At 69.9% G+C, this 18,481-nt stretch carries 15 protein-coding genes, 3 pseudogenes and 1 riboswitch; of the genes and pseudogenes, 9 read left to right on the plus strand and 9 right to left on the minus strand.

From position 1 onward, the window contains the following. Positions 1–142 precede the first annotated feature (142 nt). The gene (locus tag KVT44_RS52640; RefSeq protein ID WP_217575952.1) at positions 143–310 is read left to right on the plus strand and encodes a hypothetical protein; all 168 of its coding nucleotides are present in this window, start codon (positions 143–145) and stop codon (positions 308–310) included. A gap of 165 nt (positions 311–475) precedes the next feature. On the opposite strand, the gene KVT44_RS52645 is transcribed toward KVT44_RS52640, so the two are convergent. Continuing rightward, the gene (locus KVT44_RS52645; RefSeq protein ID WP_217575955.1) at positions 476–1,102 is read right to left on the minus strand and encodes a CorA family divalent cation transporter; all 627 of its coding nucleotides are present in this window, start codon (positions 1,100–1,102) and stop codon (positions 476–478) included. 292 nt (positions 1,103–1,394) lie between these two features. On the opposite strand from KVT44_RS52645, the gene KVT44_RS52650 reads away from it, so the two are divergent. From KVT44_RS52650 to KVT44_RS52660, 3 genes are all read left to right on the plus strand, one after another. Beyond that, entirely contained in the window at positions 1,395–2,366 is a 972-nt protein-coding gene (locus tag KVT44_RS52650; protein ID WP_217575957.1) for a cytochrome c oxidase assembly protein, read from the plus strand. An 84-nt stretch (positions 2,367–2,450) separates the two neighbouring features. Further along, a riboswitch (M-box (ykoK) riboswitch) is annotated at positions 2,451–2,628 on the plus strand. A gap of 302 nt (positions 2,629–2,930) precedes the next feature. Then, on the plus strand, positions 2,931–4,307 hold the full coding sequence (locus KVT44_RS52655; RefSeq protein ID WP_308314390.1) for a CBS domain-containing protein: 1,377 nt from the start codon (positions 2,931–2,933) through the stop codon (positions 4,305–4,307). Next, positions 4,304–5,608, plus strand: coding sequence for a divalent metal cation transporter (locus tag KVT44_RS52660; RefSeq protein WP_308314391.1), 1,305 nt, complete (start codon positions 4,304–4,306; stop codon positions 5,606–5,608). Before KVT44_RS52655 ends, KVT44_RS52660 begins: the two co-directional genes overlap by 4 nt. A 274-nt stretch (positions 5,609–5,882) precedes the next feature. On the opposite strand, the gene urtE is transcribed toward KVT44_RS52660, so the two are convergent. The 5 genes from urtE to urtA form a co-directional block, all read right to left on the minus strand. Then, positions 5,883–6,575, minus strand: a complete 693-nt coding sequence (gene urtE, locus KVT44_RS52665) for an urea ABC transporter ATP-binding subunit UrtE (RefSeq protein ID WP_217575960.1) — start codon at positions 6,573–6,575, stop codon at positions 5,883–5,885. 5 nt (positions 6,576–6,580) lie between these two features. Continuing rightward, positions 6,581–7,360: an urea ABC transporter ATP-binding protein UrtD gene (gene urtD, locus KVT44_RS52670; protein WP_217575962.1), complete on the minus strand. Its 780-nt coding sequence runs from the start codon at positions 7,358–7,360 to the stop codon at positions 6,581–6,583. Further along, positions 7,357–8,433 carry an urea ABC transporter permease subunit UrtC gene (gene urtC / locus KVT44_RS52675; RefSeq protein ID WP_254651104.1) on the minus strand — a complete coding sequence of 359 codons (1,077 nt, stop codon included), beginning with the start codon at positions 8,431–8,433 and terminating at the stop codon, positions 7,357–7,359. Before urtC ends, urtD begins: the two co-directional genes overlap by 4 nt. 44 nt (positions 8,434–8,477) lie before the next feature. Further along, complete coding sequence (gene urtB / locus KVT44_RS52680) at positions 8,478–9,365, minus strand: urea ABC transporter permease subunit UrtB (RefSeq protein ID WP_217575966.1); 888 nt, start codon at positions 9,363–9,365, stop codon at positions 8,478–8,480. A 137-nt stretch (positions 9,366–9,502) separates the two neighbouring features. Continuing rightward, entirely contained in the window at positions 9,503–10,759 is a 1,257-nt protein-coding gene (gene urtA / locus KVT44_RS52685) for an urea ABC transporter substrate-binding protein (protein WP_217575968.1), read from the minus strand. 406 nt (positions 10,760–11,165) lie between these two features. On the opposite strand from urtA, the gene KVT44_RS52690 reads away from it, so the two are divergent. Next, positions 11,166–11,660, plus strand: coding sequence for a MarR family winged helix-turn-helix transcriptional regulator (locus KVT44_RS52690; RefSeq protein WP_217575970.1), 495 nt, complete (start codon positions 11,166–11,168; stop codon positions 11,658–11,660). Here KVT44_RS52690 and KVT44_RS52695 read toward each other — a convergent pair. Further along, positions 11,617–12,735, minus strand: a complete 1,119-nt coding sequence (locus tag KVT44_RS52695; protein WP_217575972.1) for a substrate-binding domain-containing protein — start codon at positions 12,733–12,735, stop codon at positions 11,617–11,619. The genes KVT44_RS52690 and KVT44_RS52695 overlap by 44 nt on opposite strands. A gap of 243 nt (positions 12,736–12,978) precedes the next feature. Then, positions 12,979–16,175: pseudogene (cobN, locus tag KVT44_RS52700) on the minus strand (cobaltochelatase subunit CobN). A 26-nt stretch (positions 16,176–16,201) separates the two neighbouring features. On the opposite strand from cobN, the pseudogene KVT44_RS52705 reads away from it, so the two are divergent. Both KVT44_RS52705 and KVT44_RS59510 read left to right on the plus strand, forming a co-directional pair. Beyond that, positions 16,202–16,387 (plus strand): annotated as a pseudogene (locus KVT44_RS52705) (amino acid permease); the annotation flags it as partial. Between the two features lie 92 nt (positions 16,388–16,479). Beyond that, positions 16,480–16,664: pseudogene (locus KVT44_RS59510) on the plus strand (carboxymuconolactone decarboxylase family protein); the annotation flags it as partial. 87 nt (positions 16,665–16,751) lie between these two features. Here KVT44_RS59510 and KVT44_RS52710 read toward each other — a convergent pair. After that, positions 16,752–17,471: an SDR family oxidoreductase gene (locus tag KVT44_RS52710; RefSeq protein WP_217575974.1), complete on the minus strand. Its 720-nt coding sequence runs from the start codon at positions 17,469–17,471 to the stop codon at positions 16,752–16,754. 54 nt (positions 17,472–17,525) lie between these two features. Here KVT44_RS52710 and KVT44_RS52715 point away from each other — a divergent pair, with 54 nt between their 5' ends. Both KVT44_RS52715 and KVT44_RS52720 read left to right on the plus strand, forming a co-directional pair. Continuing rightward, positions 17,526–18,155, plus strand: a complete 630-nt coding sequence (locus KVT44_RS52715) for a TetR/AcrR family transcriptional regulator (protein WP_254651101.1) — start codon at positions 17,526–17,528, stop codon at positions 18,153–18,155. Beyond that, on the plus strand, positions 18,155–18,481 hold a 327-nt coding region (locus tag KVT44_RS52720), incomplete at its 3' end, for an SDR family oxidoreductase (protein WP_217575978.1). The genes KVT44_RS52715 and KVT44_RS52720, both read left to right, overlap by 1 nt.

The following is an 18,481-nucleotide window of genomic DNA, read 5'->3' on the forward strand; positions in this document are numbered from 1 at the left end:
GCAAGGGCGCTTGGGGCAATCGGTCGGCTCGCCACCTTGCCGGCTTTGTGCCTGCCGACGGCTCTGACCGGACGGTGCGGTGTGCGGTCGTGGCAGCCCACAGCAGGGCGAGCAAGCTCGCGATGTTGACGGGGGTCAGGGCGTGGAAGACGCCGCGCTTCGGCCCGACGAGGGCGAGCAGCGTTCGACCACCGATCCGGCCAGTGCCGGCTGCACGCTGCGTACGGAGACGATGCGGGCCGCGGGCACCGCGCGCGGGATGCGCCAGGCGTCCTCCAGACCGTCCGCACAGACCACAGCTGGTTGGTGAGGACCAGCAGGTCGTAGATGCGCTTGTCGTCGGTGAGCACGACGTATGCCCCCGTGAAGCGTGCCGCGGCCGGCACCGGCATCGCGAGCGGATCCAGCCGAGTACCCGCGGGGTCCAACCAAAACCGCGAAGGGCCTGGCCCGATGATGCCCCGGGGGGCCTGGCTCACAACCAGCCGTTGCGCTTGAAGCCGCGGTAGAGGAAGAAGCAGGCGACGGCGAGAACGCCGCTGGCGAGGGGGTAGCCGAAGCGCCAGCGCAGTTCGGGCATGTGGTCCAAGTTCATCCCGTACATGCCGGTGACCATGGTGGGTACGGCGATGATCGCAGCCCAGGCGGTGATCCTGCGGGCGTCGTCGTTCTGGGCGACGGCCACTTGGGCGAGGTGGGCCTGCAGGATGGAGTCGATCAGGGCGTCGAAGGCCGTGATCTGGTCGGTGACGCGGGCTTGATGGTCGGCAACATCGCGGAAGTGGGCGCGTATCGCGGGGTCGACGGCGCGGAGGGGCTTGGTGGAGAGGGTCTCCAGGGGGCGGCCGAGGGGAACCACGGCCAAGACGGCGAACAGGACGTCGCCGTAACTCTCCAGCTTGGGTCGTTGGTGGGCCTGTACGGCGTCCTCGACGGCGAGCGGGTGCAGGCCGAACAGCTCGGCGGCCTCGGCGAACTCCGTCTCGGTCGGCTCGCAGTTGACCACCGTGGATCCGAGCGGTGAGCGGGCCGGGTGGCTGAGGTCCACGCGGTGGCGGCTTCGCCGCGTCAGGCGAGCGACTTTGCGCACGTTGCCGACCATCGACGTGCAGGAACCCTCCTTCGCCGGGTTCGGTCAGTGTGCCAGCAGGGGGTAAACCGGCGTCAGAGCCGGTGGCTCTGGGGAAGGGGCGGAAGCGAGGGCACCACCACGACCGGCTCATACGGCACGCAGGAGTAGGGGGATGGAGGGTGCGCCGCAGCCGTCGGTAAGGGCTTGGTGTGAGCCTGGTATGACGACGGCGGCTCCCCCGGGGCGCGACCGGCTCGGGGAGCATGCGACGTAGGGTGCCTCGGCGGGCCGGGTGTCCGGTATGCCGTGGAAGGAGATCACGATGGGGAGTCTGCCGGAGCTCACCATGGGACGGCTGTTCTCCTCATGGCAACTCGATGTGCCCGCACTGCTGTTCGTCGCCCTCCTGGGCGCCCTGTACTGCTGGGGTGTACTGCGACTGAGACGCCGGGGCGAGTACTGGCCCGTGGCCCGGGTCGCTGCCTTCGCGTTGCTGGGTCTGGGCACGCTCGTCGTGGCCACGATGTCCGCGCTGGCCGTCTACGACCACGTGTTGTTCTGGCCGGCGGCGGTCCAGAACATCCTTCTCGACCTGGTCGCGCCGCTGGGCCTGGCGCTCGGTGATCCGCTGGGGCTGGCTCTCCGGGCCCTCTCCGAGCGCTACGCCGGGCGCGTGGAGCGTGTGGTGACCGGTCGTCTGGTGCGCCTGCTCACCTTCCCGGTGGTCAGCACGGCCTTGGTGCTGGCGACCGAGCTGACGGTGTACTTCACGCCGTACTTCGAGACCGCTCTCCGCGTCGGCTGGCTGCACGAGCTGATGTATCTGCACCTGCTGCTGGCCGGCTGCCTGTTCGTCATCCCGGTGCTCACCCGTGAGGAAGCCCTGCCCGCCTGGTGCACACATCCGGTGCGGGCGGCGCTGGTGTTCCTCGACGGGGTCATCGACGCAGTGCCCGGCATCGTCGTCATGACCCACGGCACGCTGATCGCCGGGTCCTGGTATCTGCACCACGCCCCGTCCTGGTCACCGGATGTTCAGGGTGACCAGCAGCTCGGCGGCGGCGCGATGATCAGCATCGCGGAGCTGGTGGCGCTGCCCTTCCTGCTGGCGATTCTCGCGCAGTGGGCGCGCATCGAGCGGGCCGAGACCGTCGCGCTGGACCGCCGTCTGCAGGCGGAGCTGATCCCGGCAGCACCCGCGGCGGAAGGGGCCGGGGAAAAGGCGGACCGCGTGCGTCCGTGGTGGGAGACGGAAAGCAGCGCGGTCGCCCAGCGCATCCGGCAGCAGCGCTGAGACACGCGGGCCCCTCTTACCGAAGGTGACCGGCGCGGTTCGTGGCGGTAGCCACAGCGGGCGTATGCTGTGCGCGGTTTGAATGAGGCACCTCGTTCGGTGAGGCGTCTTCACGGACACAGGCCACTGACCCGACGACGTCGAGAGACGCCCAGGTTCAGGACACCTCTCCCCGACCTAAGGGGTGAGGCCAAGTGGCTTCCCGCCCATCGGGCGGGATCACGCCGTGGAGTGCCAAAGCTCTGACGAGTTGGGGTGAACCAGGAGCATCGCGTCCTGGTCGCTCCTTGCCGAGTCGTCGCGACACCTCTGCGGTGTCCCCGGCCGGAAGGAGGCGAGAGATGGACAGTAGTCCGGGCCATAGTCGGCCCCTTCCCGCGTTGTCCTCGCCGTCCTGCCGCGGCACGAGGCAGCTACTGGTTCCCTGACCGCCGTCCGGCACCGTCGTCGGCCGCCCGCTCACGCCCACCCGTCCTAGAGGTGGGCCTGCGCGGATCTACTGGTCAGGGCACTCGGTGCTGTCTGGCGCCGCCCGGTGCCCCGCCGTCTTGTCGGGGCAAGGGGGTGTTCACCTTGGCCACCAACACTCTGCTCATGTCCACCAGCGCCCGCCTGCGCAACCGCCGGGTTCATCTGGAGCGGCGCGCGACCGCCTCCAAGGCGGTGCGCGCGTCCCTGGTCTCGCTCGCCGGTCTGATCGGCGGCCCCGTCACCAACCAGGCCGGGGAGGAGGTCGGCCGGGTCGTCGACGTCGTCGCCCGGCTGTACGGCAGCGAGCCCTACCCGCCGGTGACCGGCCTGGTCATCCGGGTCGGACGCCGCCACGCCTTCCTGGCCGCCGACACGGTGGAAAAGGTCCGCGCCGGACGGGTCGCTCTGCGCAGCGCCCGCCTGGACCTGCGCGAGTACGAACGCCGCCCCGGCGAGGTACTACTCGCCCGCGACGTCCTCGACCACCAGCTCGTCGACGTCGACGGAGTGCAGGTCACCCGGGCCGCCGACCTCTACCTCGCCCCGCTCGCCGACCGGGTCGTGCTGGTCGGGGTGGACGTCAGCCTGCCGACCCTGCTGCGCCGACTCGGCCCCCGCCGGTGGCAGGCCCGCCCGACCCCGGAGCGAGTGCTGGACTGGCAGGCCATGGCCCCGTTCGCCGAGCACGCCACCGACGGCCCCGCGCAGGTCCAGCTGCGTGCCTCTCGGGGCGCGCTGCACCAGCTGCGCCCGGCGGACCTGGCCGACCTGCTCGAAGACCTCGGCCGGACCGAGCGGCAGCAGCTACTGCACATGCTGGAGCCCGCAGCCGCGGCGGATGCGCTGGAGGAGATGGAACCGGCCGAGCTGGAGAACCTGCTGCGCGAGGCCGACCCCGCCCACGCGGCCCGGCTGGTGGAGGAGATGGAACCGGACGAGGCCGTGGACGCGCTGCGAGACCTGCACGAGGACGAGCGCGAACGCCTGCTGGACCGTATGCCCGCCACCGAGGCCGCACACCTGCGCCACCTGCTGGCCTACCCCGAGGACACCGCCGGCGGCGCCATGACCACGCTACTGGTCACCGCCCGCCGCGAGCAGAGTGTCGCCGAGGTACGGGCCGTACTGGCCGCGCAGGCCGCGCACCGTACCGAGATCGACGCGATCGCCGTGGTCGACGACGAGGGCCGCCTGGTCACCGACATCGCGCTGTTCGACCTGGCCGTCGCCGAGGACGCCACGCCCGTCGCCGACCTGACCGGCTGGCTCGCCCAGTTCGGGCCGCCCGTCACTGTGCGCCCGGATACCCGTCTGGCCGAGGCAGCCGAGCAACTGGTCGCCTCCCGCGCCTCGTCCCTGCTGGTCGTCGACGACCATGAACGTCCGCTGGGTCGGATCCTGGCCGACGACGTCCTGGACACCCTGCTCCCCGAGCGCGGACGCCTGCACTTCCGGAGGTTCCTGCAGTGACCCGCGAACTCAACACCACCCCGGCCCCGCCGACCTGCGAGACCGGCTCCGCCCCTGTCGCCCGGCGGCGGGGCCTGGGGCGCCTCACCATGATCGCCGCGATCGCCGGGCCCGGCCTGGTGGCCGCGAACGCGGGCAACGACGCCGCCGGCATCGCCACCTACGCCTCCGCCGGGTCTCAATTCGCCTACGGCACCCTGTTCTTCATGGTGCTGGTCACCATCGCCCTGGTCATGGTCCAGGAGATGGCCGTACGCCTGGGCGCGCACACCGGCAAGGGGCTCGGCGCGCTGATCCGTGAGCAGTTCAGCCTGCGGCTCACCGCACTGGCGGTGTTCTGCCTGCTACTGGCCAACACCGGCCTGGTCGTCTCGGAATTCGCGGGCATCGGCGCCGCCTTCGAACTCCTCGGCGTCCCCAAGTGGGCCGTCATCCCGCCCGCCGCGATCCTGCTCTGGTCGCTGGTGCTGTTCGGCTCCTACCGGTGGGCCGAACGCATCTTCCTGATCATGTCCCTGGCCTTCTTCGCCTACCCCATCGCGATGGTCCTCGGCCACCCGCACTGGGGCGAGGTCGGCAAGCACCTCGTCGTCCCGCACATGGAACCGAGCAAGGACTTCATCCTGCTGGCGGTCGCCCTGATCGGCACCACCGTCAGCCCCTACATGCAGTTCTACGCCGCCGCAGGGGTCGTCGACCGCGGCGCCAAACCGGAGGACTACAAGCTCATCCGCGCCGACGCCGTCCTCGGCGCCGTGTTCGCCTGCGTCATCAGCCTCACCATCATCATCGCCACCGCCGCCGCCATCGGCGGCACCGGCCCGCTCAACTCCGCCGCCCAGGCCGCCGAAGCCCTCAAACCGGTGGCCGGACAGAACGCCGAACTCCTCTTCGCACTCGGCCTGATCGGCGCCTCCGCGCTGGCCGGAGCGGTGGTGCCGCTGTCTGCCAGCTACGCCATCGGCGAGGCCGCAGGCGTGGAACGCTCCGTCTCCCGCAGCTTCCGCGACGCGCCCCTGTTCCTCGGCCTGTTCACCGCGCAGATCGTCCTCGGCGCCACGGTCGCCATGACCCCCGTCGACGTCATCCAGCTCCTCATCGGCACCCAGGTCCTCCAGGGCCTGATCAGCCCCATCGTGCTGGTCTACCTGCTGGTCCTCACCAACCGCCGCTCCCTGCTGGGCAAGGCGGCCAACACCCCGCGCTACCGCATCGCCGCCACCACCGTCGTCGTCGGCGTCGCGGGCATGTCCACCATCCTGCTCGTCCAGACCGTCCTGGGCTGGTTCGGCCTTGGCTGAAGCCTGCGAACCGGTACCCCGATGACACTGTGACGGTCACGCGTGTGGTTCAAGTCCCGCCACTCCGTCGGGCAAGCACCTCGCGGGCCCAGACGTCGCGCGGGGCGGCGAAATACGGCAAGCGGTCTACTGACGCCCAGTCCGTGGCGGCGATCCGGTCTGCAGCCCGACCACTCCCGACGCCGACCAGTGATTCGGCGCCGAGGGAGGCCACGCGTGAGCCATCCCCCGGCCCCGGTCCATAACCGCCCCCGTCAGGGAAAGTGACGTGGCTTCATACGCTGAGCGCCGCCCGTACGGTCTGTTCGGCTCCCGTTCCCCCCTCTCCGGACGAGGTCACCCGGCCCGCTTCCAACACGTAGTAGTGCTGAGCGGCGCGCATGGCGAAGCCGACGTGCTGTTCGACGAGGAGGACCGACAGGCCGCCGCGCCGGGCGAGGGACAGGATCGTCTCCTCGATCTCGGCGACTACGGACGGCTGAATGCCCTCGGTCGGCTCGTCGAGCAGGAGCAGGCGCGGGCGGGTGACCAGGGCGCGGGCGATGGCGAGTTGCTGACGCTGGCCGCCGGAGAGCAGTCCGGCGCGGCGGCCGGACAGCTCGCGCAGCGCGGGGAAGAGGTCCAGGGCCTCGGCGATGGCCTCCTTGCCGTCTGGGCGGCCGTCGGCGACGAGCTGGAGGTTCTCGGCGGTGGTGAGGTGCGGGAAGGACTGCTGGCCCTGCGGTACGTACGCCATGCCGCGGGCCACCCGCTGGTGCGGGGCGAGGCGGGTGATGTCCTCCCCGTCCAGGATGATCGTCCCGCTCTTCGGCTTGAGCAGGCCCATGACGGCGCGCAGGAGCGTGCTCTTGCCGGCACCGTTGTGGCCCAGGACGGCCGCGACGCCGTCCTTCGGGACCTGGACGGTCACGCCGTGCAGCACGGTGGTGCGGTCGTAGCCCGCCTGGACGGTGTTGATCTCCAGCATGGGCGTCACGCCTCCTCGGCGACAGATACGGAAGCGGGGGCGGGCTCGGGCTCAGAGGCGCGGCCCAGGTAGACCTCCTGGACCTTGGGGTCGGCCTGGACCTCGGCGACCGTGCCCTCGCTGAGCACCTTGCCGGCGTGCAGGACGCTGACGCTGCGGGCGAAGGAGCGCATGAAGTCCATGTCGTGTTCGATGACGACGACCGTGTGGTCCTCGCTCACGCGCTGGAGGAGTTCGCCGGTGGCCTCACGTTCCTCGTGGCTCATTCCGGCGACCGGCTCGTCGAGCAGGAGCAGCCGTACGTCCTGGACGAGCAGCATGCCGATCTCCAGCCACTGCTTCTGGCCGTGGGCAAGGACTCCGGCCGGGCGGTCGCGCAGGTCCGTCAGGCCGGTCGTCTCCAGTGCCTTGGTCACCGGCTCCGGTATGCCCTTGCGGCGCCGGAGCATCGTCATCACTCCGCGTCCGGCGCCGGCCGCGATGTCGAGGTTCTGCAGCACGGTCAGCTGCTCGAAGACCGTGGCCGTCTGGAACGTACGGCCGATGCCGAGGCGGGCGATCCGGTGCACGGGTTTGCCGATGAGTTCCTGGTCGCCGAAGCGGACCGAGCCGGTGGCCTTCGCCAGGCCGGTGACCGCGTCGACCAGGGTGGTCTTTCCGGCGCCGTTCGGACCGATGAGGAAGCGCAGGTCCCCGGGCTGGATGTCCAGGTTCACGCCGTCGACGGCTTTGAAGCCGTCGAACGTGACGCGCAGATCGCGGATGGTCAGTCCCTCGCCGCTCATGCTGTCTCTCCTGAACGGGTGGTAGGGGTACGGCGGTTGCGGACGACGGTCACCAGTGAGGCAAGACCGCCGGGCAGGAAGCCGACCGCCACGATGAACAGCAGCCCCTGGAAGTAGGTCCAGGCGGCGGGGAACTCGTCGGACAGCGTGCTCTGTGCCCAGGCCACGGCGACCGCGCCGAGCACCGCGCCCACCAGCGACGCCCGGCCGCCGACCGCCGCGCCGATGACGAAGCCGATGGACGGCACGATCCCGATCAGGGCAGGGGAGATGATCCCGACCGCCGGCACGAACAAGGCACCTGCCAGACCCGCCATCCCCGCCGCGACGACGTACGCCACGAGCTTGACGTTGGCCGGGTCGTAGCCGAGGAAGCGGACCCGCTCCTCGGAGTCGCGCACGGCGATGAGGAGTTCGCCGTAGCGGCTGACGAACAGCTGGCGGGCGAGTGCCATCAGGAGCAGCAGGACGACGGCGATGATGAAGTACACCATCCGCTGGTTGACCGGGTCGTCCAGCGAGTAGCCGAAGAAGCCCTGCATGTCGGTGAGTCCGTTGGTGCCGCCTGTGGTGGCCTGCTGGCCGACCAGCCAGATGGAGAGGGCCGCGGCCATGGCCTGGCTGAGGATCGCGAAGTAGGCGCCCTTGACCCGGCGGCGGAAGATGAAGAAGCCGAGCAGCGCGGCGACGGCCATGGGCAGCAGGACGGTCGCGGCGAGCGCGAACCCAGGGTTGGCGAAGGGCTTCCACCACCAGGGAAGGGCGCCCCCGGAGCCGTACAACTGCATGAAGTCGGGCAGTGCGCCGGGGCCGCCACCCGGGGCCGCGGCGGCGTCGGCGAGCTTGAGGTGCATGGCCATGGCGTAGCCGCCGAGACCGAAGAAGACGCCCTGGCCGAGCACGAGGAGCCCGCCGCGGCCCCAGGCGAGGCTGACGCCGACGGCCACGATCGCGTAGCAGAGGTACTTGGCGAGGAGGGAGAGGCGGAAGTCGGAGAGGGCGAGCGGGGCGATGCCGAGGAGAACGATCGCGCCGAGGGCGAAGCCGCCGGGCACGCGGAAGCGTTCCAGCAGGGTCACCGGGGGCACCGCGGCCGCGGCTGTGGTCGTTGTTGTTGTCACGCCAGGCTCCGGGTGCGCAGTGTGTACAGGCCCTGGGGTCGCCACTGGAGGAAGGCGACGATAGCCACGAGCACGATGACCTTCGCGACGCTGACCGTCGTCGAGTACTCAAGGACCGACTGGAGCACACCGAGCGCGAAGGCGGTGATCACGCTGCCCTTCAGCTGCCCGATGCCGCCCACGACGACCACCAGGAAGGCGTCGACGATGTAGTTGGTGCCCATCGTCGGGCCGATCGGGCCGACCAGCGTGAGCGCGACCCCGGCCACGCCCGCGAGGCCCGAGCCGATGAAGAACGTCATCCGGTCGACCTGGCCGGTGGCGATGCCGGACACCTCGGCGAGGTCCCGGTTCTGCACGACGGCCCGGATACGGCGTCCGAGCGGGGTGCGCCGCAGGATGAGCGTGAGGGCCAGGACGCTGAGCAGGGCGAGCCCGAGGATGAACAGCCGGCTGTTGGCGAGCGTGATGCCGCCGCCCACCGAGATGTTGCTGGTGAGGACGTCCGGGGCGTGGGTCTGCACGTTGGGGGCGCCGAAGATGTCACGGGCGAGCTGCTGGAGCATCAAGGAGACACCCCAGGTGACCAGCAGGGTGTCCAGCGGCCGGGTGTACAGGCGCCGGATGAGCAGCCACTCCAGGAGCGCTCCCATGGCGCCGGCGACGAGGAAGGCCACGGGCAGGGCGACGAGCAGCGAGATACCGGCGCTGCTGATCGACTTCTGCAGGACGTAAGTGGTGTAGGCCCCGGCCATGATGAATTCGCCGTGCGCCATGTTGATGACGCCCATCTGACCGAAGGTCAGGGTCAGGCCGAGCGCGATGAGCAGGAGGACGGCACCAATGCTGATGCCGGTGAACGACTGGTTGAGGATGACCGTCATGAAGCGGCTCCCGGTGAGGGGACGGGGGTGCGGGCGTGGGACGGGACCCGGCCTGGGGAAGGCCGGGTCCGTCCAAGAAGGGCTGGGTTGGCCTCAGGAGTGGCCGGGGTCGGCCGCAGGAAGGGCCGGAGCCGGGCTCAGGAGAGGCCGGAGGCCCAGGAGTAGCCCTTCAGGTACGGGTCCGGCTTGATCGGTGAGCCCGAGTTCCAGACCTCGGTGATGAGGCCGTCGGCGCCGACCTTGCCGATCCGGGCCGTCTTGTAGACGTGCTGGGTCGCTCCGTCGACGGTGACCTTGCCCTCGGGTGCGTCGAGGGTGATGCCGTCCGAGGCCGTCTTGACCTTGGCGACGTCGAAGGAGCCGGCCTTCTCGACCATCTCCTTCCACAGGTAGACCGAGATGTAGGCGGCCTCCATCGGGTCGCTGGTCGGCTTGTCCTTGCCGTACTCGGCCTGGTACGCCTTCACGAACTTGGTGTTCGCCGCACCGGGCGTGGTCTCGTAGTAGTTCCACGCGGTCAGCTGGCCCTCCAGGTACTGGGTGCCGATGCTCTTCACCTCCTCCTCGGCGATGGAGACCGAGAGGACAGGCATGCTTTTCGCGGTCATCCCCGAGGACTTGTACTCCTTGAAGAAGGCCACGTTGCTGTCGCCGTTGAGGGTGTTGAACACGGCGTCCGCGCCGGAGTCCTTGACCTTGTTGACGATGGTGCTGAACTCCGTGGAGCCCAGGGGCGCGTAGTCCTCGCCGACCACCGTCATGCCCTTGGCCTTCGCGTACGCCCTGATCTCCTTGTTGGCGGTGCGCGGGAAGACGTAGTCGCTGCCGACCAGGTAGAGCTTCGTCAGGCCCTGCTTCTTGAGGTAGTCCAGCGCGGGGATGATCTGCTGGTTGGTGGTCGCGCCGATGTAGAAGATGTACGGCGACTGCTCCAGGCCCTCGTACTGCACGGGGTAGAAGAGCAGCGACTTGTACCGCTCGAAGACCGGTTTGACCGCCTTGCGGCTGGCCGAGGTCCAACAGCCGAAGGTGGCCGCGACCTTGTCGTCCTTGATCAGCGCCTCCGCCTTCTCCGCGAAGGTCGGCCAGTCGGAGGCACCGTCCTGACTGACGGCCTTGAGCTTCTTGCCCAGCACACCGCCGGCCGCGTTGATCTCCTTGATGGCCAGCAACAGCGAGTTGTGGACCGTGACCTCGCTGATGGCCATGGTGCCCGACAGTGAGTTGAGCAGACCGACCTTGACCGTACTGCCGGACGTGTCCGCCTTGGCGCCGGACCCGTCGGTCGAGGAGCTGTCTCCGGTCTTTGCGCCACAGGCGCTGAGGGCGGCGGACGCGCCGACCGCTGACATACCGGCCAACAGGCCACGCCTGCTGATGCTGAGCCCGGACATACAAAACCTCCATGCCCCGAAGGGCGATGCGAAGAGAGCGGAAGACTCTGGGGAGGGAATGGATGGAACGCGCTTCAGAAACGGCGGCGTTGGCGCACGGATCCCCCAGCCGTTCCGGGGTGGCGTCCGGGCTGGTCGCTGAAGTGCGTCCACAGCCTGCGAGGAAACTGTTTCCACCGCGTTTCCGCGTAATTGAAGGATAGTTTCCAGCGGAAGCGAAATAGCGGATCAAAAAGCGAAAGCCGTCGCTGAAGACGCGCACTTGACGGCATCTCAGCAACGGCTATTAATGCTTCCTGCGGAAAGGATCTGTTTTTCTTGTTCCCCTTGTCAAGGGTGAGGTGATCGAAGGTAGGCTCCCGGCATCCCCGTCACGGGGAGTCGAGGGTCCGAGCGGAGGAGTGCGATGGCGACGAGGCGGCCCCAGGAACTGCTCCACCTGTTGACAAGGGCCGAGCGTCTCTCCGTACGCCGAGTTCAGTCCGTACTCGACGAGTTCGACTGCTCGGTGGAGGCGTGGCGGGTCCTCGACCTGCTCTCGGACGGGCAGGGGCACAACATGACGGCCCTCGCCGACCGCGCTTTCCTGCCGGCACCGAGCCTCACCAAGCTGATCGACCAACTCGTCGACCAGAACCTGGTCTTCCGCCGTGTCGACCCCGCCGACCGGCGCCGCGTGCTGGCTCACCTCACCCCGCGGGGCATGCGGCGATGGCAGCTGCTGGTCCGTGAAGTGCGGTCTGACTGGTCGGAGTTGGAACCCCTGCTCACGGAAGAGGACGGGGCGCACCTGGAAACCCTGCTGGACCGGCTGGCCGACGCCCTGGGCGACAGAGGAGCGACGGGTCGGGGCCGGGTCACAACAGGTCGTGGGGAGCGCGCAGTTGGGCGAGCACGTTGAAGTCGAGCCCGTCCGCCTCCGCCAGGTAGATGCGCTGGCGTACGTGCCGGTCCTGCAGATGGAGCAGCCCTCGCGGTCCTTCGTACGAGACCGCGTCCGCCGCGGCTCCGATCGCGGAGACATCCAGGGTGCGCGCCCGTTCGATCAGCGCCGCCAGCAGCAGCACGCCTTCGTAACAGGACTCGCCGAGGCTGCCCGGAGCGGGTGCCTCGATTCCGAACCGGGCGGCGTACTGGCCGTGGAAGTCGAGGGTGTCCTGGTTGGCCAGTGACGCGAAGAACCCAGCCGTGCTGAAGAGGTCGCCGGTCGCCTCGGGGCCGCTGGCCATCAGCATGTTCTCGTCCATCAGCGTGCTCAGCCGCAGACACCGCTGGTCGAGCCCGGAGGCGGCGAAGGCCCGGTTGAAGCGGACCGCGTCGCTCCCGACCAGCAGCATGAGTACGCCGTCCGCGTCCGCGTGCTCGATCCGCCGCAGCACGCCCCCGAAGTCCTCGGAGCCCAGCGGAAGATACGCCTCGCCGCAGACCCGGCCGCTCCCGCACGCGCGGGCGTAGCGACGGGCCGCCCTGGCCGTGCGCCGGGGCCAGACGTAGTTGTTGCCGACGACGAACCAGCGCCGCACGCCCCGCGTCTCGGCGAGCAGCCTCATCGCGGGCAGCAGCTGCCAGTCGGGCGTCTCGCTCGTCATGAACACACCGTCGGTGCGCTCGCCGCCCTCGTACAGGGCTGTGTAGACGTACGGCACCCGGTCCGCGATCCGCGGTGCCACCGCCTGCCGGACGGACGAGATGTGCCACCCGGTCACACCGTGCACCGCTCCGGTCGCGACCAGCGCCTCCACGTCCCGCGCGACCGCCTGTGGATCCCCGCCACCGTCAACCTCAAGGAGCCGCAGTTCCTTGCCCAGCACCCCGCCCGCCTTGTTGACCTCCTCGGCGGCAAGCCGGGCGCATGCCTCACAGGCGGGACCGAAAATCCCGGCAGGCCCCTGCATCGGGTACACGAGCGCGACGTTCAGGGTCGAATCGTCGGCCGTGACCCACTCGGGGGCATGGAGGCGGAGCGGCCGGTGCATGGCCTCATGATTGCCCGGCCACCGTCGCCGCCCAAGCGGCGGCGAGGATCGAGACCGATTCGTAGAAATAGGGCGAGGTCGCCGACCTTGGCGCGGGGCGAGTCGAGGTCACTGTTCTTGCCGAGGCTGCCGGGAGGTGCGGGGCAATATCCGGGATTCATTCGGACGGTGTCAGGCATGACGCGCCCCGCACCCGGCTCGTGTGGTGACGCCCTCGATACCACTCTGGCCCACGCTCCGGCCTTACTGCAAGATTGTCGCTATTGCATCAGATATGCAATAAATCTCCGAGGAGCCGCCCCGTCGGCTCGGCTCGGCTCGGCTCGGGGCAGGCTCAACCCTCGCCTTCGAGGTCCCCCTCCGTTTCCGGTACACCTGCCGCAGCGCGTCCAGCACCGTCGGGTCCGGCTTCGCCCACATCCCCGCGACGGCTTCCAACAGCCGCTCGGCGATGCCGTGCAGGGCCCACGGGTTGGCCTGTTGGAGGAACTCGCGGTTGGTGGGGTCCAGGACGTACGTCTCGGTGAGCTTGTCGTACGTCCAGTCGGCGACCACGCCCGTGGTGGCGCCGTAGCCAAAGAGGTAGTCGACGGTGGCGGCGAGCTCGAAGGCACCCTTGTAGCCGTGGCGACGCATCGCCTCGATCCACTTCGGGTTCACGACCCGGGCGCGGAAGACGCGGGAGGTCTCCTCGACCAGAGTGCGGGTGCGGACGGTCTCGGGGCGGGTGGAGTCGCCGATGTACGCCTCCGGAGCCGTGCCCCGCAGCGCGCTGACGGTCGCCACCATGCCGCCGTGGTACTGGAAGTAGTCGTCCGAGTCGGCGATGTCGTGCTCGCGGGTGTCGGTGTTCTTCGCGGCCACCGCGATGCGCTTGTACGCCGTCTCCATCTCGTCGCGCGCCGGGCGGCCGTCGAGTTCGCGGCCGTAGGCGTAGCCGCCCCACACGGTGTAGACCTCGGCGAGGTCGGCGTCCGTGCGCCAGTCGCGGGAGCCGATGAGCTGGAGCAGGCCCGCGCCGTACGTGCCGGGGCGGGAGCCGAAGATCCGGGTGGTGGCCCGGCGCTCGTCACCGTGTTCGGCCAGGTCTGCCTGGGTGTGGGTGCGTACGAAGTTGGCGTCGGCCGGTTCGTCGAGGGAGCCGGCCAGGCGTACGGCGTCGTCCAGCAGGCCGATCGCGTGCGGGAAGGCGTCGCGGAAGAAGCCCGAGATACGCAGCGTCACGTCGATGCGGGGGCGGCCCAGTTCCTCGTACGGGATGGGCCCCAGGCCGGTGACCCGGCGCGAGGCATCGTCCTAGAGGGGGCGGACGCCGAGCAGGGCAAGGGCCTCGGCCACGTCGTCGCCCGCCGTGCGCATCGCGCTCGTATCCCACAGGGAGAGCCCGACGGAGGTGGGCCAGTCGCCGTTGTCTGTGCGGTAACGCTCCAGGAGGGAGTCGGCGAGAGCCTGGCCGGTCTCCCAGGCGAGGCGGGACGGGACCGCCTTGGGGTCGACCGAGTAGAAGTTGCGGCCGGTCGGCAGGACGTTGACCAGGCCGCGCAGGGGCGAGCCGGAGGGTCCTGCGGGGGCGAAGCCACCGTTCAGGGCGCGGACGGTGTGGTCGAGTTCGGCGATGGCCGCGGCGAGGCGGGGGACGACCTCGCGGGCGGCGAACTCCAGGATGGCGGCCATCTGTTCGCCCTGGGCGGTCGGGACGGCGGCCGGGTCCCAGTCCGCGTCGTCCATCGCCTGGACCAGGGCGCGGGTCCGCTCCTCGACGGGATCGGCCGCCGCCCGGCCCGGCGCCGACTCGTCCAGGCCGAGTGCTTCGCGCAGGCCGGTCAGGGCCGTGGCGCCGCCCCAGATCTGGCGGGCGCGGAGGATGGCGAGGACGAGGTTGACCCGGTCGGCGCCCTGCGGCGGGTTGCCCAGCACGTGCAGGCCGTCGCGGATCTGGGCGTCCTTGATCTCGCACAGCCACCCGTCGACGTGGAGGAGGAAGTCGTCGAAGCCGTCGTCTTCGGGGCGATCGGCCAGGCCGAGGTCGTGGTCGAGCTTGGCGGCCTGGATGAGGGTCCAGATCTGGGCGCGGATCGCGGGGAGTTTCGCCGGGTCCATGGACGCGATCTGGGCGTACTCGTCCAGGAGTTGCTCTAGGCGCGCCATGTCGCCGTACGAGTCGGCGCGGGCCATCGGCGGGACCAGGTGGTCGACGAGCGTGGCGTGGACGCGGCGCTTGGCCTGGGTGCCCTCCCCCGGGTCGTTGACCAGGAACGGGTACACGAGTGGCAGGTCGCCGAGCGCGGCATCGGGGCCGCAGGCGGCGGACAGGCTGGCGTTCTTGCCGGGCAGCCATTCCAGGTTGCCGTGCTTGCCGAGGTGGACCATCGCGTCGGCCCCGAAGCCACCGTCCGCGTGCGGGGCGGCGATCCAGCGGTAGGCCGCGAGGTAGTGGTGCGAGGGCGGCAGGTCGGGGTCGTGGTAGATCGCGATCGGGTTCTCGCCGAAGCCGCGTGGCGGCTGGATGAGGATCAGCAGGTTCCCGCGGCGCAGGGCCGCGAGCACGATGTCGCCCTCCGGGTTGCGGCTGCGGTCGACGAACATCTCGCCGGGGCCGGGCCCCGGTGTTCCTCGACGGCCGAGCGCAGTTCCTCGGGCAGGGTCGCGTACCAGCGCTGGTAGTCGGCCGCCGGGATCCGGACCGGGTTACGGGCCAACTGCTCCTCGGTGAGCCAGTCCTGGTCGTGGCCGCCCGCCTCGATCAGCGCCCGGATCAGCTCGTCGCCGTCGCCGGAGACCAGGCCGGGGATCTCCTCCGTGGGACCGAAGTCGTAACCCTCGTCGAGGAGTCGGCGCAGGAGTGCGACCGCGCTGGCGGGGGTGTCGAGGCCGACGGCGTTCCCGATCCGGGAGTGCTTGGTCGGGTACGCGGAGAGCACGAGGGCGAGTGGCTTCTCGGCGGCCGGGATGTGGCGCAGGCGCGCGTGCCGTACGGCGATTCCGGCGACCCGGGCCGCCCGCTCGGGATCGGCGACGTACGCCGGGAGTCCGTCCTCGTCGATCCCCTTGAAGGAGAACGGCACGGTGACCAGACGGCCGTCGAACTCCGGGACCGCGATCTGACTCGCCGCGTCCAGTGGCGAGACGCCCTCGTCGCTCTCCTCCCAGGCGGTCCGCGAGCCGGTCAGGCACAGGACTTGCAGGATCGGGACGTCCAGGCCGGTGAGGGCACCCGCGTCCCATGACTCGTCGTCACCGCCGGCGGACGCCTCGGCGGCCTTCGCGCCGCCCGCCGCGAGCACCGTGGTCACGATCGTGTCGGCCGCCCGCAGCTCCTCGATCAGCTCGGGCTCGGGGGCACGCAGGGAGGCGACGTACAGGGGCTGGGCGCGGGCGCCCGCGTCCTCGACGGCGTCGCAGAGGGCGCCGACGAAGGCCGTGTTGTGGGCGATGAACAAGTGGGAGCCCCGGCGGGGCGGGCGCGATGAAGCGCCGCGTCGGCGTATCTGACGCGGTGTTGATCGGCCTGGGCTCCGTGATCGGCGCTGGCATCTTCGCCGCGCTCGGCCCGGCCTCCGGTGCCGCCTGTTCCGGGCTGCTACTCGCTCTGGCCTTGGCCGCGGTCGTGGCCTACAGCAATGCGACGTCTTCGGCACGGCTGGCCGCCCTCTAAGTGGTCTCGCCTCGAAGTCCTTCGGGGGTTGATCATTCGGTCTTGCCGGTGCTAGTGGTTGCTGCGCGACTGGCCGCTGATCACCCCGGCTCGCCGCGCTTGGCGGCTGCGAGATCGAGCTCGAAGTACGCATCAACGCCGCGCTCAACGTCGGCCTGCCGCCTCCGAGATCGCCGAAGTGCTGCTGCACGCGGCCGTCTACTGCGCGATGCCACGGTCCATCAACGCCCCCCTCGTCGCCAAGAAGGTCTTCGCCGAGCGTGAACTGCTCCCGGGGCCACCCCGGTGTTCGGCTTTGAGTGTCGGTCCTGCCCTGCCGAGGCGAGGCGGCAGGGCAGGACACCACGGCGCGGTGAGCGCGTCAGTCGAGCGAGACCAGACGCGCGCCCCCGTCGGTCTCGATGATGGTGCCGGTGAGGTTGGCATTGGTGGCGGCCAAGGCCACCACCTCGGCGATCTCCTGTGCCGAGGCGATGTGGCGGACCGGCAGAGTGGTAGCCGTTTGTGCGAAGTACTCGCGCTTGGCTTCTTCCGGCAGGCCGTTCCACCAGGGCGTATCGACGAGCCCGGGAGAGACGGCATTCACCCGTATCGGAGCGAGTTCCGCGGCCAGCGGCCTGACCAGGGCCTCTACGGCGCCGTTGAGGGCGGCGATGCCGGCGGTTCCTGGCATGCCGGTCCGCGCGGTGATGGCGCTGAGCAGGGTGATCGACCCGTCCGGTGTGAGGTGCGGTAGGACCGCCTGGATCGTGGTGACGTGCGGCCAGAACTTGGCCTCGAACGCTCGTCGCAGCATCGTCAGGTCGAGATCGGCTAACGGCCCCGGCCCTTCGCTTCCTCCGGCCGCCAGGACCAGCCAGTCGATGCTGCCGGTCGCCTCGGCGAGGGCGCTCATCTCGTCAGGGTTTCCGGCGTCGGCCCGGTGCCCGACCAGTCCGGCGCCGGTGACGGCAAGGGCGTCAAGGCGCTCCTTGCTGCGGCCGGCGATATGCACCGTGGCACTACGTGCCTGGAGTAAGCGGGCCGTTGCGAGCCCGATACCGGACGTTCCCCCGACCACGAGGGCAGTGCGCTGGGACATGACATCTCCTTATTTCGAACCGCCGCGTCTCGAATTAAGCTAGCCTCCATGGTCATGGACAAGCAACCCCCTTCGGAGTCACGCCCGGGACGCAAGCGCAGCGAGGAGAGCCGGATGGCGATCCTGGTCGCGGCGTTCGAACTGGTTGGCGAGGTCGGCTACGTGGGCCTGACGGTCGAGGGAATCGCCAACCGCGCCGGATGCGGCAAACAGACGATCTACCGCTGGGGGCCCTCCAAGGCCCACGTTCTCCTCGAAGCGCTCGCAGTGAAAGCCGATCTGTACGTCACGAACGCCGACCACGGCTCCTATACCGACGACGTACGGGCTTTCCTGGGGGACACGTTCCGCCTCAGCCGCCAGCAGCGTGTCGTCGACATCCTGCGCGTCCTGATGGCGGAGGCCCAGATCAACGAGGAGTTCGGCCAACTCTTCCGCAGTGCCTTTCTGCAGCGTCGGCGCGACGCGCTCCAGGTGGTCCTCGATCGGGCCCGGACACGGGGCGACCTGCCGCCCCGTCCTGCCGCGTCCACCGTCCTGGACATCGTGTTCGGCACCTTGTGGTATCGCCTCCTGGCCACGCACCAGCCCATGGGCGACGACCTCGTCGAGGACCTCACGGCCACCCTCACGCAGGCCGCACAACCCCCGATCAACACAGCGATCGACCTGGGAGACCAGTAATGGCCCTTTCCCGCACCATCCTCATCACCGGCGCCACCGACGGCCTCGGCCTGGCGCTGGCCGAACGCCTCGCAGCCGACGGCGTCGACCTGATCCTGCACGGCCGCAACCAGGCCAAACTCGACCGCATCGCAGACCAGTTCGCGGCCTGCGGCGTATCCAGACCCCGGACCGTGACCGCGGACCTCGCCGACCTCGACCAGGTCCGCCGCATGGCCGGGGAGATTCGATCATTGGTGGACCGACTCGACGTCCTGGTGAACAACGCCGGCAACGGCGGCGGGCAACCGGACGGCCGCACCCGCCGCACCAGCGCCGACGGCCAC

The organism is Streptomyces sp. GbtcB7, from assembly GCF_019091445.1.
Lineage (GTDB): Bacteria > Actinomycetota > Actinomycetes > Streptomycetales > Streptomycetaceae > Streptomyces > Streptomyces mirabilis.

What these genes read in the sequence shown, in the direction of transcription:
- urtD (WP_217575962.1), bottom strand. Translation starts at nt 7,360, where the DNA reads ATGAGCGGCGAGGGACTGACCATCCGCGATCTGCGCGTCACGTTCGAC.
- urtA (WP_217575968.1), bottom strand. Translation starts at nt 10,759, where the DNA reads ATGTCCGGGCTCAGCATCAGCAGGCGTGGCCTGTTGGCCGGTATGTCA.
- urtB (WP_217575966.1), bottom strand. Translation starts at nt 9,365, where the DNA reads ATGACGGTCATCCTCAACCAGTCGTTCACCGGCATCAGCATTGGTGCC.
- KVT44_RS52690 (WP_217575970.1), top strand. Translation starts at nt 11,166, where the DNA reads ATGGCGACGAGGCGGCCCCAGGAACTGCTCCACCTGTTGACAAGGGCC.
- KVT44_RS52645 (WP_217575955.1), bottom strand. Translation starts at nt 1,102, where the DNA reads ATGGTCGGCAACGTGCGCAAAGTCGCTCGCCTGACGCGGCGAAGCCGC.
- KVT44_RS52650 (WP_217575957.1), top strand. Translation starts at nt 1,395, where the DNA reads ATGGGGAGTCTGCCGGAGCTCACCATGGGACGGCTGTTCTCCTCATGG.
- urtE (WP_217575960.1), bottom strand. Translation starts at nt 6,575, where the DNA reads ATGCTGGAGATCAACACCGTCCAGGCGGGCTACGACCGCACCACCGTG.
- KVT44_RS52710 (WP_217575974.1), bottom strand. Translation starts at nt 17,471, where the DNA reads ATGTCCCAGCGCACTGCCCTCGTGGTCGGGGGAACGTCCGGTATCGGG.
- KVT44_RS52715 (WP_254651101.1), top strand. Translation starts at nt 17,526, where the DNA reads ATGGACAAGCAACCCCCTTCGGAGTCACGCCCGGGACGCAAGCGCAGC.
- KVT44_RS52695 (WP_217575972.1), bottom strand. Translation starts at nt 12,735, where the DNA reads ATGCACCGGCCGCTCCGCCTCCATGCCCCCGAGTGGGTCACGGCCGAC.